The organism is Streptomyces sp. NPDC007264 (genome assembly GCF_042869095.1).
Taxonomy (GTDB): domain Bacteria; phylum Actinomycetota; class Actinomycetes; order Streptomycetales; family Streptomycetaceae; genus Streptomyces.
Map to the genome: position 1 here is coordinate 64,261 of NZ_JBIAFD010000025.1, position 15,507 is coordinate 79,767.

The 15,507-nt window shown below is 70.7% G+C and carries 13 protein-coding genes; 7 read left to right on the forward strand and 6 right to left on the reverse strand.

The genetic code is table 11. From position 1 onward, the window contains the following. Window positions 1-9: 9 nt before the first annotated feature. On the forward strand, window positions 10-1,722 hold the full coding sequence (gene ctaD, locus ACFYMU_RS30935; RefSeq protein WP_388380276.1) for a cytochrome c oxidase subunit I: 1,713 nt from the start codon (window positions 10-12) through the stop codon (window positions 1,720-1,722). After that, the gene (locus ACFYMU_RS30940; RefSeq protein ID WP_388380278.1) at window positions 1,719-2,093 is read left to right on the forward strand and encodes a hypothetical protein; all 375 of its coding nucleotides are present in this window, start codon (window positions 1,719-1,721) and stop codon (window positions 2,091-2,093) included. The genes ctaD and ACFYMU_RS30940 overlap by 4 nt, the downstream gene beginning before the upstream one ends. Window positions 2,094-2,225: 132 nt before the next feature. On the opposite strand, the gene ACFYMU_RS30945 is transcribed toward ACFYMU_RS30940, so the two are convergent. Next, entirely contained in the window at window positions 2,226-2,750 is a 525-nt protein-coding gene (locus ACFYMU_RS30945; protein ID WP_388380281.1) for a MarR family winged helix-turn-helix transcriptional regulator, read from the reverse strand. A gap of 431 nt (window positions 2,751-3,181) precedes the next feature. Here ACFYMU_RS30945 and ACFYMU_RS30950 point away from each other — a divergent pair, with 431 nt between their 5' ends. Continuing rightward, entirely contained in the window at window positions 3,182-3,922 is a 741-nt protein-coding gene (locus ACFYMU_RS30950; protein WP_388380284.1) for a DUF4142 domain-containing protein, read from the forward strand. Window positions 3,923-3,954: 32 nt separating this feature from the next. Here the strand turns inward: ACFYMU_RS30950 and ACFYMU_RS30955 are convergent, their stop codons facing one another. After that, window positions 3,955-5,241, reverse strand: coding sequence for a cytochrome P450 (locus ACFYMU_RS30955; RefSeq protein WP_388380287.1), 1,287 nt, complete (start codon window positions 5,239-5,241; stop codon window positions 3,955-3,957). Window positions 5,242-5,536: 295 nt separating this feature from the next. Between ACFYMU_RS30955 and ACFYMU_RS30960 the strand changes: the two genes are divergently transcribed. Genes ACFYMU_RS30960 through ACFYMU_RS30970 form a run of 3 tightly spaced genes read left to right on the forward strand, consistent with a single transcriptional unit; the run spans window position 5,537 to window position 9,717 of the window. Next, entirely contained in the window at window positions 5,537-7,165 is a 1,629-nt protein-coding gene (locus ACFYMU_RS30960; protein WP_388380289.1) for an FAD-dependent monooxygenase, read from the forward strand. After that, window positions 7,162-8,244 (forward strand): amidohydrolase family protein, encoded by a 1,083-nt coding sequence (locus tag ACFYMU_RS30965; protein ID WP_388380292.1) that lies wholly within the window; start codon window positions 7,162-7,164, stop codon window positions 8,242-8,244. The genes ACFYMU_RS30960 and ACFYMU_RS30965 overlap by 4 nt, the downstream gene beginning before the upstream one ends. Window positions 8,245-8,271: 27 nt before the next feature. Then, a complete protein-coding gene (locus ACFYMU_RS30970; protein WP_388380295.1) occupies window positions 8,272-9,717 on the forward strand; it encodes a glyceraldehyde-3-phosphate dehydrogenase in 1,446 nt (481 codons plus the stop codon). Window positions 9,718-9,807: 90 nt separating this feature from the next. Here the strand turns inward: ACFYMU_RS30970 and ACFYMU_RS30975 are convergent, their stop codons facing one another. From ACFYMU_RS30975 to ACFYMU_RS30990, 4 genes are all read right to left on the reverse strand, one after another. Further along, complete coding sequence (locus tag ACFYMU_RS30975) at window positions 9,808-11,133, reverse strand: lipase family protein (protein WP_388380298.1); 1,326 nt, start codon at window positions 11,131-11,133, stop codon at window positions 9,808-9,810. Window positions 11,134-11,371: 238 nt separating this feature from the next. After that, window positions 11,372-12,055 carry a NifU family protein gene (locus ACFYMU_RS30980; RefSeq protein WP_388380300.1) on the reverse strand — a complete coding sequence of 228 codons (684 nt, stop codon included), beginning with the start codon at window positions 12,053-12,055 and terminating at the stop codon, window positions 11,372-11,374. A 7-nt stretch (window positions 12,056-12,062) separates the two neighbouring features. Then, window positions 12,063-14,012 (reverse strand): ferrous iron transporter B, encoded by a 1,950-nt coding sequence (locus tag ACFYMU_RS30985; RefSeq protein WP_388380303.1) that lies wholly within the window; start codon window positions 14,010-14,012, stop codon window positions 12,063-12,065. After that, on the reverse strand, window positions 14,009-14,326 hold the full coding sequence (locus tag ACFYMU_RS30990; protein WP_388380306.1) for a ferrous iron transport protein A: 318 nt from the start codon (window positions 14,324-14,326) through the stop codon (window positions 14,009-14,011). Before ACFYMU_RS30990 ends, ACFYMU_RS30985 begins: the two co-directional genes overlap by 4 nt. A 658-nt stretch (window positions 14,327-14,984) precedes the next feature. On the opposite strand from ACFYMU_RS30990, the gene ACFYMU_RS30995 reads away from it, so the two are divergent. After that, complete coding sequence (locus ACFYMU_RS30995; protein WP_388380309.1) at window positions 14,985-15,470, forward strand: hypothetical protein; 486 nt, start codon at window positions 14,985-14,987, stop codon at window positions 15,468-15,470. Window positions 15,471-15,507: the final 37 nt, after the last annotated feature.

Sequence of the window (15,507 nt, forward strand, 5' to 3'; positions counted from 1 at the left end):
GGGATCTTGATGGCCACACAGACGGAAACGGTCGCACTCGCACCGGTCGAAGGGCGTCGCGGCGTCGGCCGCGTCATCGTGTCCTGGCTGACCACGACGGACCACAAGAAGATCGGCCAGATGTACCTGGTCACCGCGTTCGTGTTCTTCCTGGTCGGCGGGGTGATGGCGCTGATGCTGCGGGCGGAGCTGGCACGGCCCGGCCTGCAGATCGTGTCCAACGAGCAGTACAACCAGCTGTTCACGATGCACGGCACGGTGATGCTGCTGCTGTTCGCGACGCCGACGTTCGTCGGGTTCACCAACGTGGTGATGCCCCTGCAGATCGGGGCGCCCGACGTGGCGTTCCCCCGGCTGAACATGCTCGGCTACTGGATGTTCCTCTTCGGCAGCCTGATCGCGCTCAGCGGCTTCCTCACCCCGCAGGGGGCCGCCGACTTCGGCTGGACGGCCTACACCCCGCTCAGCGGCCCCATCCGCACCCCGCAGGTCGGCGGGGACCTGTGGATCCTGGGGCTCGGGTTCTCCGGGGTCGGCACCATTCTCGGCGCGGTCAACTTCCTGACCACGATCGTGTGCATGCGCGCGCCCGGCCTGACGATGTTCCGCATGCCGATCTTCACCTGGAACTCCCTGCTGACCTCGGTCCTGATCGTGCTGATCTTCCCCCCGCTGGCGGCGACCCTGCTCGCGCTGGAGTTCGACCGCCGGTTCGGCGCCCAGATCTACAACCCCGAGAACGGCGGCCCGATCCTGTTCCAGCATCTGTTCTGGTTCTTCGGCCACCCGGAGGTCTACGTCCTGGCACTGCCGTTCTTCGGCGTGGTCAGCGAGATCGTCCCGGTCTTCTCACGCAAGCCGATCTTCGGCTACATGGGCCTGATCGGCGCGACGATCACCATCACCGGCCTGTCCATGGCCGTGTGGGCGCACCACATGTTCGCCACCGGTGCCGTCCTGCTGCCGTTCTTCTCCTTCCTGTCCTTCATGATCGCCGTACCCACGGGTGTGAAGTTCTTCAACTGGATCGGAACCATGTGGCGGGGCTCGCTGTCCTTCGAGACGCCCATGCTGTGGACGTTGGGCTTCCTGGTCACCTTCCTCTTCGGTGGACTGACGGGCATCATGCTCGCCTCACCGCCGATGGACTGGCACGTCACCGACGGCTACTTCGTGGTCGCCCACTTCCACTACACGCTCTTCGGCACGATCGCGTTCGCCACGTTCGCGGCCTACCACTTCTGGTGGCCGAAGATGACCGGCAAGATGCTCGACGAACGCCTTGGCAAGATCCACTTCTGGACCGTCTTCATCGGATTCCAGTTGACCTTCCTCGTCCAGCACTGGATCGGCGTCGAGGGCATGCCCCGCCGCTACGCCGACTATCTCTCGGCCGACGGCTTCACCGCGTTGAACACCGTCTCGACCATCGGCTCCTTCCTGCTCGGCCTGTCCACCCTGCCGTTCCTGTACAACGTGTGGAAGACGGCCAAGTACGGCAAGCGCGTCGAGGTCGACGACCCCTGGGGATACGGACGTTCGCTGGAGTGGGCGACCTCGTGCCCACCGCCGCGGCACAACTTCACCACCCTGCCCCGCATCCGCTCCGAGTCCCCCGCCTTCGACCTGCACCACCCCGACCTGGCCCAGGTCGACTACCGCGAGTACGCGGGCAAGCGCGGCGTGACCGAGGGTCCGGGGCGCGAGGGAAATCTGCCGTGACAGGTGACCCGGACGACAGAGCCCCCTCGGACCAGGGACGCGCACTCGCCGCCGAGGTGGAGGGCTACCTCCTCGCCCGCGCCGAGTACGACACCGCGCACCGGGAGGCCGAGACCCTCTGCGCCCGGCTCCCCTGGCTGACCACGGAGCAGGCCGAGGACCTCACGCGCCACTACATCGGCCAACGTCTCGACGTCACACGCCAGATGCTCACGACCATCACCCGGCGCGCCGGAGAACTGCGAGAGGAGTACGAAGCTCGCTACGCCACCCTCCGGCGCGCCCTGCTCAGGGCCCACGCCGCCTTCGCCTGCGCCCTGATGGCCGGTGCGGGTGCCCTCAGCGTGGCGCTGTGCACGCTGACCCGGTAGATCACGGCGAGGAGGCGCCGAGCAGGCGGGAGTCGGCGCAGGGACCGGCCGCGGTGGCCGTCGTGCGCGCCGCCGGCCCGCTCACGCGTCCGGCGTCCTCCCCGGACCGGCAGGTCCGCGGCGCCGCCCGGATCAGGAGTGGCCGGTATCGGCCCAGCCCAGCGGATGTGTCTCCAGGGTGTCCGGGACCGGGACGGACGGCTCCCCGCCGGCCTCGCTGAACGCGGTCAACGCCTCCACCAGCGCGTCCCGTTGGCGGGGGGCCAGCCGCTCGACGATCGCGGCGATCTCGGTACGGCGCCGGTCGGTGACGTCCACCACCGTCCGCCGCCCCTCCTCGGTCAGCCGCAGCAAGGTCTCACGACGGTTGTCGGGGTTGACCTGGCGGTCCGCCAGCCCGGCCGCGATCAGGCGGTCCACCATGCGCATCGCCGTCGACGGCGCCACCTGGAGCAGGTCCGCCAGAACGACCAGCTTCGTGGCGCCGCGCATCGACAGCACCACCAGCATCCGGAACTGCGGCAGGGTGACCCGGTCCTCGACGGCGGCCAGCGAACGAGCGGAGACCGCCACCAGCAACCGCGACGCCGTCAGCACCGCACGCGTGACCGCGTCCACGTCGTCCATGCCCGTCATGAGGGTTTCACGCTCCGGCATGGCTCCTTTCTATCGCGCCGAACCATCTGACCAGGCTGATGATCGGAACAGATTTTCCCTTCCCATGACCGTGCCTGTACCGGCGGCGGTGCGTCTCCCCGGGCGCCGCCCGGAGCGGAGACCCCCGTCCGGGCATACCCCCGGACCACCGGCGCCGGGCTGTGCCATCCTCGGGCGGGGGAACCGAGCCGACGGCCGACCACCGCCCGGCGCCTGGGGTGGAAGCGGCACCTTGCACCCGACACAGGGCAGCGAACGGCCGTCGGCTCGCCCCGCCGGGCACGGCGGCCGCGGACCCGGGGCCGTCCGGACAGCCCTCGCATTGTGACGCACGCCACATAGGCGCGTGCAAGTTTTACCCCGGGCAATGATCGATCCAGCGGATGCGTCCGTATCTCCTGGCATACACGCTCCACACCTCCGGAGGCGCTATGCCCATTTCACGCAGAACGGGAGGAACGGCCGCCATCGTCGGTGCGCTGGGCCTGACCCTCGTCGCTCTCGCCTACCCCGCCATGCTCGGCGTCCAGACCACGTCCGACTCCCCCACCCGGATCATCGCCGACACCCGCTACGGCCCCCTGACCGAGGCCGACCGCGACTTCGTCGTCAAGGTCCGGTCGGCCGGGCTGTGGGAGTACCCGCTCGGCGAACTGGCCATGGTGAAGGGCTCGACGCCGGAGATGAAGGAGGCCGGCAAACACCTGGTCGTCGGTCACGCCGGACTCGACGAGCTGTGCCGCAAGATCGCCCCGCAGCTGGGTATCACCCTGCCCAACCAGGCCACCCCGCAGCAGCAGCAGTTCGTGGCCACCTCGCAGGCCGCGTCCGGCAGGCAGTTCGACACCACGGCCGCCAACATCATGCGCGTGACCCACGGTCAGATCTTCCCGACCATCGCCAAGATCCGCGCCACCACCAAGAACACCCTGGTACGTCAGCTCGCCGACCTGGCCAACGACACGGTCCTCGACCACATCACGGTGCTGGAGAAGACCGGTGCCGTCGACTTCGACCAGGTCCTCTTCCAGCAGACCACCCCGCCGAAGCTCCCCAAGGAGCAGCTCACCCCGCCGCCGCCCGCCCCCGGCACGCCGCTCGTCGTCCTCACCCCGCGGCCCGACCTCGACGTGAACACCGTCTCCCCGACGCCCGGCCCGGCGATCGGTTGATCAGCGGAGGGGTGCCGGCGAGGCCCCGTCCCTCACGCTCGATCGCCGCTGCCGATCCGCGACGGCTCCAGGGCGACCGGAAGCCGCTCCAGTCCCCGGAAGGCGGGGAAGGGCACCTTCAGCCATTCCGCCTCGTGCGGGGGAACGGCGAGATCGATGGCGGGGAACCTCTCGAAGAGCGTGGTCAACGCGATCCGCATCTCCATCCTGGCCAGGGGCGCGCCGAGGCAGTAGTGCGGACCGCTGCCGAAGCCGAGGTGAGCGCTCTGCAGTCCCTGCCGCCGCACGTCGAAGGTGTCGGGCGAGGCGAACTTCTCCGGGTCCCGGTTGGCGGAGGCCACCGCGACCTGGACGAGTGAGCCCTTGGGGATGGTGGTGTCCCTGATGGTGATGTCCTCGAGCGCGTGCCGGAACGTCGCGTTCTCGACGGAACCCTCGTAGCGGATGATCTCCTCGATCGCGTTCGGCAGGAGTTCCGGGTCCGCCAGCACGGCCTGGAGCTGATCGCGATGGGTCAGCAGGTTGAGGACGGCGTTGCCGATGAGGTACGCGGTCGTCTTGTGCCCGGCGAACAGCAGCACCCACAGGGTCGACAGAAGCTCGCCGTCGGTCATCGCCCCCTGCTCGTCCTGGGTCCGGATCAGCGCGCCGAGGAGGTCGTCCGACGGTTCCCGGCGCCGGCGCGCGATGAGTTCCGCGAAATACTCGCGCAGCGACCCTTCGGCCACCGCCAGTTTCTCCTTGTCCGCTTTGCTGAATCCCGTGCGCGCCACCACGGCGCACCACTTCTGCATATCAGCCCGCTCGCCCTCGGGAATTCCGAGGAGTTCGCAGATCACGATGAGCGGCAGCGGGAAGGCGAACGACGACAGCAGGTCGATGGGCTCACTCGTGGAACAGCGTTCCAGCAGTTCGTCGGTGACCTCCTGAATGCGGGGACGCAGGGATTCGATGCGACGGGGACTGAACGCGCTGTTGACGATGCGACGCAGCCGGGTGTGTTTGGGCGGGTCCGAGAAGAGCATGTTGTCGTCGAGCGCGATCGACGAGTCGCCGAAGATGGTGTGGTACGCGTCCATGGCCGCGTACATGTCCTTGCTGATGCGCGGATCCGTCAGGGCAGACTTCGCGTCGTCGTACCGCGTGATCAGGTAGGTCTCCACACCGTGCGGCGGAGACAGCCGGCACACCGGGGCCGACTCGCGCAGGCACGCGTACACCGGATGGGGGTCGGCGCGATAGGCGGCCGAGCCTCGCGACGCCGCGACGACCGCCTGCTCCGTCGATTCCACGCCGTCGCGTTCGTCGAGCTGAGTCATTCTTCCGGCCTTTCTGAGGGGTTCCCGTCGCGGCCACGGGACAGCGATGCCCGAGGTTCGGTCACTCATTCCCCGGCCGGATCCCGGCCACAAACGCGATTCACCCGATCGACCGTGCGGACGGAACGAACGTCCGCCGCGTTCCTCTCGCGACGATGGACGGCTGAAAGCTTCCTCGCTGTTCGGGTGACTGCCGCATATGCCCAGGCATCGGGTGGCAAAAGGACAGGGACCCAGTCATGGAAGCCCCAGGCCGCTTCCCCGCGAGGCTGCCGACCGCAGAGGAGAACACCCCATGAATGAACGCGGCGACGACTACGTGCCCGTCCTGGTCGTAGGGGGCTCGCTCGTAGGCCTGTCCGCATCCGTTTTCCTCGGACGTCTCGGCATCCGGCACCGAGTCGTCGAACGCCATGCGGCCACCTCGGCCCACCCGCGCGGCCGCGGCAACAACATGCGGACGATGGAACTCTTCCGGACCGCGGGTCTCGAACCGCAGATCCGGAAAGCCGCGGCCACCCTGTCGAAGAACCACGGAATCCTTCAGGTGGACACCCTGCGGGGCGGGGAACGGCGATGGCTCTCGGCACGGATCACGGGCCGGCCGCCCGAGGCCGACCTGTGTTCGACGGTCCGGTGCGCCTGCAGCCAGAACGACCTGGAACCCGTACTGCTCCAGGGCGCCCGCGACCTGGGCGGGGACGTGCGCTTCGGCACGGAGCTGCTGTCGTTCACGCAGGACGCCCACGGTGTGCGCGCCGTCGTCCAGGCCAGGGATTCCGGCGAGATCTCCACGGTGACATCGGACTACCTCTTCGCCGCCGACGGACCTCGCAGCCCCGTGCGCCAGCGGCTCGGCATCGAGCACTCGGGGTCGGGAGACCTGTTCCACAACATCAGCATCACCTTCCGCAGCAAGCTGCTGCGCCAGGTGGCGGGTGAGCAGCTCTTCGTGGTCTGCTACGTCACCGACCCGGACGGCGAGGGAGTCCTGCTGCCCGTGGACAACGAGGAGCAATGGGTCTTCCATCTGCCGTGGTTCCCCGAGCGCGGGCAGACACTGGAGCACTTCACCGACGCCCGGTGCATCGAGCACATCCGGGCGGCGGCCGGGGTGCGCGATCTGGATGTCGAGATCACCGGAAAGGCTCCCTGGCACGCGGCGGACCGCGTGGCGAACAGCTATCGCGACGGCAGGGTGTTCCTCATGGGCGACTCCGCCCACGAAATGCCGCCGACGGGCGCTTTCGGCTCCAACACCGGTATCCAGGACGCGCACAACCTCGCCTGGAAGATCGCCGCGGTGCTGCGCGGCTGGGCGGACCCCCGCCTGCTCGACAGCTACGAGACCGAACGCCGGCCGGTGGCGCAGGCCACGAGCGCACGGGCCACGGAGCAGGCGGCCCGGGAACAGCACCCCGGCTACTCCGCGAGGTCGGCGTCCAGCGAGGCGACCGACCTGATGACCACGGCGCTGGGTTACCGCTATGTCTCGGCGGCGGTGATCGGCGCGCCCGCGGACCAGCCCCTGATCCCGGACCGCCTGCGGTTGAGTGCCGAACCCGGTACCCGCGCGCCGCACATGTGGGTCGCCCGCAACGGGGCGACCGTGTCCACCGTCGATCTGTACGAGCGGTCGTTCGTCCTGCTGTGCGAGCGCCCGGGCTGGCGTGCCGCCGCCCGGAGCGTGGGGGCGAAGCTGGAGGTGCCCCTCGACTCCTACACCGTCGGCAGCGGCGCAGGATACGACCTGGACACCGGCGACGACGGCCCGGAGTGGTCGTCGGTGCACGGCACGACGCCGGAAGGCGCGGTCCTGGTGCGGCCGGACGGCTTCGTCGCATGGCGGACCGACGAGGAGCCCCCGGACATGGAGGGGTCGCTGACCGACGCTCTCGTGCGGATCCTCGGGCGCCGACCATGACACCACTGCAGACGGCCGCGGACGCGGCCCCCGCGAACGACACGGACGAGGGCGCCTCGGCGGACGGCGACGGGCGCCGGGCGCGTGTGGACGTCCACCATCACTACACCGCACCGGAATGGCTCGACTGGGCCGAGCGCAACGGCGTCGTCCAGCGCCGGAACCTGCCGCCCTGGACCCGCTGGGACCTCGACACGGCCCTGGCGGTGATGGACGGCGCGGGCATCCGGACCAGCGTGCTCACCGTCGCCATGCTGGGACGGCTCCGGGACCCGGAGGCGCGCAAGGAGAGCGCCCGCGTCGCCCTGCGGTCCGCCGCCGACCTCGTCCGCGGCCACCCCGATCGCTTCGCGTTCTTCACCCCCGTCTTCCTCGAGAGCCCCGACCTGTCGGCCTGGTCGCTCCGCTACGGCATGGACGAGCTCGGGGCGGTCGGCGTCAGCGTCCGGACGAGCGTCGGAGGCGTCCATCTGGGCCATCCCTCCCACGAGAGGATCCTGGCGGAACTCGACGAACGCTCGGCCGTGGTCAGCACCCACCCGATGGAGGTGCCCGGAGGCGGGGAAGGACTCGACGGCGTCCCGCCCTTCCTGTGCGACTTCCTGATGGACACCACCCGGGCGGCCCTCAGCCTCATCATGAACGGAACCCTGGACCGCTACCCGAATCTCACCTTCGTCCTGCCGCACGGCGGCGGTTTCCTTCCGTACATCGCGAGCCGCGTCGAGCTCTTCGCCCACTGCCTGACGCCGAAGGTGGAGCCGGCGCGGGTCCGCGACCACCTGCACCGGTTCTACTACGACACGGCAGGGCCCATGTCACCGTCGGCCACGCCGACCCTGCTGTCCGCCGTGGGTTCCTCCCGGATCCTGTACGGCAGCGACTGGCCGCCCACCGCGTCCCACCTGGTGACCGGCGTCACCGCGCCGGCGCTCGACAACGACCCGGCCCTCGACGAGGAGCAGCGCCGTCGCATCAACCGCGACAACGCCCACGGTCTCCTCCCGTCCCTCGCCGCGCGCCACCGGCCCGCGGGGAGCCCGTCTGAATGCCCCGGCCGACAGGGAGCTAGCATGTGAGCACCGCCTAGCTCGAAAGATAAACCTGTGACTGTCTACGAGGACTCGTTCACCAACTGGAAGAACCGCGAGGAGATCGCGGAGTCGATGATCCCGATCATCGGGAAGCTGCACAGGGAGCGGGACGTCACGGTCCTGCTCCACAGCCGCTCCTTGGTGAACAAGTCGGTGGTCAGCATCCTCAAAACCCACCGATTCGCCCGGCAGATCGCCGGCGAGGAACTGTCGGTCACCCAGACCATGCCGTTCCTCCAGGCCCTCACCACGCTGGACCTCGGTCCTTCCCAGATCGACATCGGCATGCTCGCCGCGACCTACAAGGCCGACGACCGCGGTCTGTCGGTGGAGGCGTTCACCGCCGAGGCCGTCGCCGGCGCGACGGGCGCCAACAAGATCGAGAGCCGCGAGCCGCGTGACGTGGTGCTCTACGGGTTCGGCCGCATCGGCCGCCTCCTCGCCCGCCTGCTCATCGAGAAGTCCGGCTCGGGCAACGGCCTGCGGCTGCGCGCCATCGTCGTCCGCCAGGCCGCGGGCCAGGACCTGGTCAAGCGGGCGTCGCTGCTGCGCCGGGACTCGATCCACGGCCAGTTCCACGGCACGATCACCGTCGACGAGGCGAACAGCACGATCGTCGCCAACGGTCATGCGATCAAGGTGATCTACTCCGACGACCCGACCTCGGTGGACTACACGGCGTACGGCATCAAGAACGCCATCCTCATCGACAACACCGGCAGGTGGCGCGACCGTGAGGGCCTGTCGAAGCACCTGCGCCCCGGCATCGACAAGGTGGTCCTGACCGCGCCGGGCAAGGGCGACGTCCCCAACATCGTCCACGGCGTCAACCACGACACCATCAAGCCCGACGAGCAGATCCTGTCGTGTGCGTCGTGCACCACCAACGCGATCGTCCCGCCGCTGAAGGCGATGGCGGACGAGTACGGCGTCCTGCGCGGCCACGTGGAGACCGTCCACTCGTTCACCAACGACCAGAACCTGCTGGACAACTACCACAAGTCCGACCGCCGCGGCCGCTCGGCGCCGCTCAACATGGTCATCACCGAGACGGGTGCCGCCTCCGCCGTCGCCAAGGCGCTGCCCGACCTCAAGGCGAAGATCACCGGCAGCTCGATCCGCGTCCCGGTGCCGGACGTCTCGATCGCGATCCTCAACCTGCAGCTCGCCCGTGAGGCGAACCGCGAGGAGGTCCTCGACTATCTGCGCAACGTGTCGCTGACCTCGCCGCTCAAGCGTCAGATCGACTTCATCAGCGCTCCCGACGCGGTCTCCAGCGACTTCATCGGCTCGCGCCACGCCTCGATCGTCGACGCGGGTGCCACCAAGGTCGAGGGCGACAACGCGATCCTCTACCTCTGGTACGACAACGAGTTCGGCTACTCGTGCCAGGTCGTCCGCGTCGTCCAGTACGTCTCCGGGGTGGAGTACCCGACCTACCCGGCCCCGGCGGTCTGAGGCCGGCCGGCCGGCCGGCAACCACGCGGCGCCGCCGACCGGGTTCCGGTCGGCGGCGCCGTGGTCTTGCGGGGGCGTACGGGCCACCGGTCAGGGCTGCAGCGGCATGCTCCAGCAGTTGGAGGTGGCCGACCGGCCGGACAGGCGGTCGGTCAGCCAGCGGACGGCGTCGCCCTGGTCGGTCAGCAGCGGGGCGAAGTGGTTGAGCAGAGCGCTGCCGACGCCGGGCAGGACGACCGCCTTGTAGGTGACGTCGGCGCCCTTTCCGCACCAGTCGACGGCGAGGTGGCGGGCCTGTCCGTGGGGGACGAGGTTGTCGCTGGTGCCGGTCGCCACGCGCACGGGTCCGGTCGGCTTCAGCGCACCGATGTACTGCTTGTCCAGGGCCGCCTGGAGAGCCGGCGTGGTGGCGATGATGTCGCCGAGGGACTTCCCGTCGGTCGTCCACTTCGAACTGCGCGCGTACCCGTAGCCGAGCAGGGCGTCGCCGACGCACATGGTCGACAGATCGGCGAGGGCCGCCTTGCCCGCGGCGTTGAGGTGCGCGTCCGCGATGGGCTGCAGGGACGGGTCGCTCTGCAGGAAGCCGTTGAGCGACCAGCCCAGGGCACCGGCCAGTTCACTGCCGTCGATGCCCTTGACGACCTCGGTCAGGTCGGCGGGCGGTGCGCCCACGTAGGACCCGGCCAGGTCGACGTCCGGAGCGTAGGTGGACTGGAGTTCGGCCGCGGCGGCGGTCGCGCCGCCGCCCTGGCTGTAGCCGTAGAGCCCCACCCGGGAGCCGGAGGTGACCGACGCACCGCTGAGCGAGCGCGCGGCACGGGCGGCGTCCAGCACCGCGTGCGCCTCGTCCACCCGGTTGACGTAGGTGTGCAGCCGGTCCGTCGCGCCGAGCCCGACGTAGTCGGTGACGACCACGGCGGCACCGGACAGCAGCAGGCGGTAGATCGAGACGTCCTCGTAACCGACGGACATGGTCTCGCCGTTGAGGGTCACCGGATGCTCGAGACCGAGCGAGGCCGCGCACTGGTCGCCCTGTCCCATCGTGCCGGGTGCCACCACGACCAGGGGGCGGGATCCGCCGCCCTTCCAGGCGGCCGTGGGCTCGATGTAGGCGCCGGTCACCGCCACCGGCTGCCCGTTCGCGTCGGTGGACTTGTACATCAGACGGGTCGCCCGGCCCGGGAGCGGCCCCTCGATGCTGGGCAGGCTGAGGGCCAGGGGCAGGGGTTCGGTACGGATCAGGGTGCCGTTCGCGGCGGGCAGCGTGGCCGGCGGGTTGTAGAACACCGGGATGGTGACACCTCGGGACACGACGGTGTCCGCCGCCGTGGCGGTGGGGCCCGAGAAGGCCTGGGCGCCGAGGCAGGCGGCAGCGGCGACCGCGGTGGCCAGGATCCGTCTGCGTGCGGGCATGGCGAACCTCCGGGGAGCGACAGGTGGGGAGCGGCTTTCGCGCCCGGTCCGTCGAGCGGTCCGGGCGCGAAGACGCGGCGGCGGGGCGGCGCAGGTCACCCGGTCGTCCCACTGGTGTGGTGCGCGCCGCCCGGAACTGGTTCGCCAGAAAAGTATCCGCACAGGCGTTACCCGGGGTAGCACCCGGAAGGTTACGGTTCAGTAATATGACGCGCTGTCTAACAAGCGGACCGCAGGGTCAGATCCCGCGGGTCCCGGCGTCCCTCACGGCCACCAGATCGGGACACTGGCGGCGCAGGTGCCGTTCCAGGCGCTGGTGCAGGGTGATCCGGGCGGCCGGGCAGCCGCGGCAGGCACCGGCGAGCCGGACGGTGACGACGCCCTCACGGACGCCGACCAACTCGATGACGCCGCCGTGGGAGAGGGCGAACCGGCCGACCGCGCCAGCCAGGAGGTCGCTCGCCACGCGATACAACCGCGCGTCGTCGTCCGCACGGTGGTCGTCCGCGCGGTGGCGGTCCGCACGGTGGTCGTCCGCGCGGTGGCGGTCCGCACGGTGGTCGTCCGCGCGGTGGCGGTCCGCACGGTGGTCGTCCGCATCGCCGTCGCCCGCACCGTCGCCCGCACCGTCGTCCGCGGCCGGGGCAGGGGCAGGGGCCCATCCGGCGCGGTCGTCGAGGGCGGCATGGAGGGCGGTGCGTACCCGGGCGCCCTCGCCGGGCCAGGAGCGGTCCCGGCCGAGGGTGGTGACGACGGCGCCGGGCTCCGCCGTGACGGAGGCGAGGGTGCCGTCGGCGAGCAGCGCGGCCAAGGGGGCGGGAACCCTCCCCAGCCGTCCCGTGCAGGGGAGCGCGCCGACGGGGACCACCCAGCGCAGCCGGTCGGGCCGGCCCGGAACGTGCTGCGGGTGAAGGGGGATCATGCGTCCCTCACCCGCCCAGCACGGCCGTGACCGTGCGGGCCGCGTACGCCATCAGCCAGGCCACCGCGGTCAGGTAGGTGAAGGCGATCGCCGGCCACTTCCAACTGCCGGTCTCCCGGCGCATCACCGCGACGGTGGCCATGCACTGGAGCGCGTACGAGAAGTAGACCAGCAGCGCGGCGACGGTCGGCGCGGTGAAGACGGGCTGTCCGGCCCGCGGTCCGTCGGGATACGTCATGGCCCGCAGCGCCCGCTTCGGCTGAACCGGGTCCTCTGCGGCGGCGACCTGCCCGAGGGTGGCGACGAAGGTCTCGCGGGCCGACTGGGCCGACAGCACCCCCACGTTGATGCGCCAGTCGAAGCCCAGCGGGTCGAAGACGGGGCCGACCAGCCGGCCGAGGTCCGCTGCGTAGCTGTGGTCGACGGTGTACGCGGCCACGGCGGCGTGGCGGGAGGTGTCGACGCCGTCGGCGCGCATCTGCGCCCCCGAGTGCAGCGGCAGGTTCAGCAGCAGCCACAACCCGATGCTGGTGGCCACGATGACGGTCGTGCACTTGCGCAGGAAGGCCCGCGCGGAGGAGCCCATGGCGATCAGCACCGCGCGCGGCGCGGGCAGCCGGTAGGGCGGCATCTCCATGTAGAACGGCACCACGGGGCCGCGGAGGTCCCCGATCTTCTTGAACGCCCAGGCGGCCACCATCGCCGAGACGGCGCCGAGCAGATACAGGCCGAACATGATCAGGCCCTGCGCGCCGAACGGCCCGACGTGGTCCGCCGGGTCGACCAGCAGGCCGATGAGCAGGACGTAGACCGGCAGCCGTGCCGAGCAGGTCACCAGCGGCGCGGCCATCATGGTCGCCAGCCGGTCCTTGGCGGAGGGCAGGGTACGGGTGGCCATGATGCCGGGGACCGCGCAGGCGAACGACGACAGCAGTGCCACGAAGGCACGGCCCTCCAGTCCGGCGCGGGCCATCACGCGGTCCATGAGGAAGGCGGCCCGCGACATGTAGCCGACGCCCTCGAACAGAGCGAGCAACAGGAACAGCAGAAGGATCTGCGGAACGAAGACCAGCACACCGCCGACGCCACCGATGAGGGCGTCGCCGAGCAGCCCCGACAGCCACCGGTTGCCCACGTGGTCCCTGACCAGTCCCGACAGCTGTCCGAACAGGGCCTCGACGGAGCCCTGGAGCGGCGCGGCAAGGGTGAACACGGTCTGGAAGAAGAGCACCATCACCGCGAAGAACACGACCGTGCCCCACAGCGGATGCAGCAGGACCGCGTCGATGCGCCTGGTGACCCGGTGCTGCTCGGGCGCGCGGTACCCGGCGAAGGAGAGCACCGACTCCGCCCAGGCGTCCCGCTCGCCCTGCTCGGTGGGCGGTGCCAGGGGCGGGAGCGTCCAGGTCCGCCGGCCGGTGAGCCGCTCCCGCAGCTGCTCAAGTCCCTGCCCGCGGTGGCCGATCACCGGTACCACGGGGACACCGAGGGCCTGCGCGAACGCGTCGATGTCCAGGTGCCCCTGGCGTCGCGCGAGTTCGTCCATGAACGTGACCACGACGCAGGCGGGCAGGCCGCGGCCGAGGACCTGTGCGACCAGGCCCAGGGACCGCCGCAGCGTGGTGGCGTCCACCACGACGAGCAGTGCGTCCGGGCGGGCGGTGTGCTCCGTCCTGCCGTCGAGCACGTCGACCGTCACCTGTTCGTCCGGGCTGACCGGGGTCAGGCTGTACGTGCCGGGCAGGTCCTCGACCAGGCATGTGCCGTCGCCGGTGCGGCAGGTGCCGACGAACCGGGAGACGGTCACTCCCGGATAGTTGCCGGTCTTGGTGTTCAGGCCGGTCAGGCCGTTGAAGACGCTGCTCTTGCCCGAGTTGGGGCTGCCGACCAGGGCGATCCGGAACTCCTCCGCCGCGATTCCGCCCTGCTCCACTGCGCCGTGGCAGCCGGCGGTCATCGGTCCGCCTCGATCGTGTGCACGGACGCCGCCTCGGTGCGGCGCAGGCAGACCTCGTAGTCCTTGACCCGGTAGACGACCGGGTCGCGCAGCGGTGCCCGGCGCACCACCTCCACCACCGATCCGGGCGTGAATCCGAGATCGCCCAGCCGACGGGCCGTCGCGGTCGTCCGTCCCGGAACCGCGTCGACCACGGCGACCACGACGGCCCGGGCCCCGGGCGGCAGATCGGCGAGGGGCCGTACCCGGCCGGTGAGGTCCGCCGTCACCGATGGGCCGGCGTCCCCTTCGGGGTCCCTGCCGCCTTCGCCCATCCCTGCCTCCTTCATCGTGTACCCGGACGAGCCGGCCGGGCGCCGGATACAAGCAAGGCGAGGCTAACCTCACCGCCTCCCGGAGCGGGTGGGCCCTTCGGACCCGGCATCGGGGACCTTGGGCCCTGTCGGGGCGGGTGCCGCGTGTGCCCGGCGCCGACCAGGGCCACTGGTCCCGCGGGACAGGGGGCGAGATAGGGCCGGTCGGCCGTACGACGTGGGCGCTTCGGCCGGGTCGCGCCGCGACGGGCTCCTCTACGGTTCGGTCTCATGGGGAACGGCGACGACGCGCGACCACCGCACGACCGCAGCGAACGGTGGCTCCGGCCGGCCGCCGGACGGGGGCCGGCACGATGGTGTCCGTCCCGCTCCGGCAGGCGGCCCGACGCCGCCGGTGCCCAGGGCTGCCGGGCCGCCGCGACGGCCGCGCCGTCGTGCCGACTCCTGGCGAGGCGGACACCGGCGTCCGGCGTCCCGCGTCTGTGCGCCTGCGGACGGCACGGATCGACGTGCCCCGGCCGCGGATGAGGAGGGCCCCCGCCCGCTCCCGTCCGCACGCCCGGCCCTTCGGCCCGGCGGGGCGCCACGGGCGGTCATCGCCACCCCACGGCCTTCGACGAGCCGGACAGCACCTGCCCCCACCCGAGGAAGAACATCCATGACAGTGACGAACCGCGGAGCCGACGCCCTGCTCAAGGCGGTGGGCGCGGCCATGCTGGCCGCCGGACCGGTGATGCTGTGGCGCGGCTACGGCGGCCGGAGGGACATCCGCGCCGAGCTGACCTCGCAGAAGGTCTTCTTTCCGCGGCGCGGAATTCCGGCCCACCTCGCCGACCTCGCCGGCCGGCCCGTCGAGACCGGACCGCAGGCCCGGGTCTTCGCGGAAATGATCAAGGGGAGCCTGGCCCGCGCGACCGACGGCCGTACCTACTCCGAGATCACCGCGGAACTGCACGCCGCCGGGGACGACGAGAAACTCGCCGACCTCCGTCAGACCGCGTTCATGGGCGAGACACTGCGCGCCTCGCTGATGTCCGCCTACCAGGCGTGGGAAGTGACGTCGCTGGTCACCGGCCTGGGCGCACTCCTGACGGGGCTGGGTGCGGCTCTCGTCGCCTCCCCTCGTACCGGCACCCCACGGTAGACGGCGGGGCACCCCCGCAACCCTTGGCCGGCGTGGG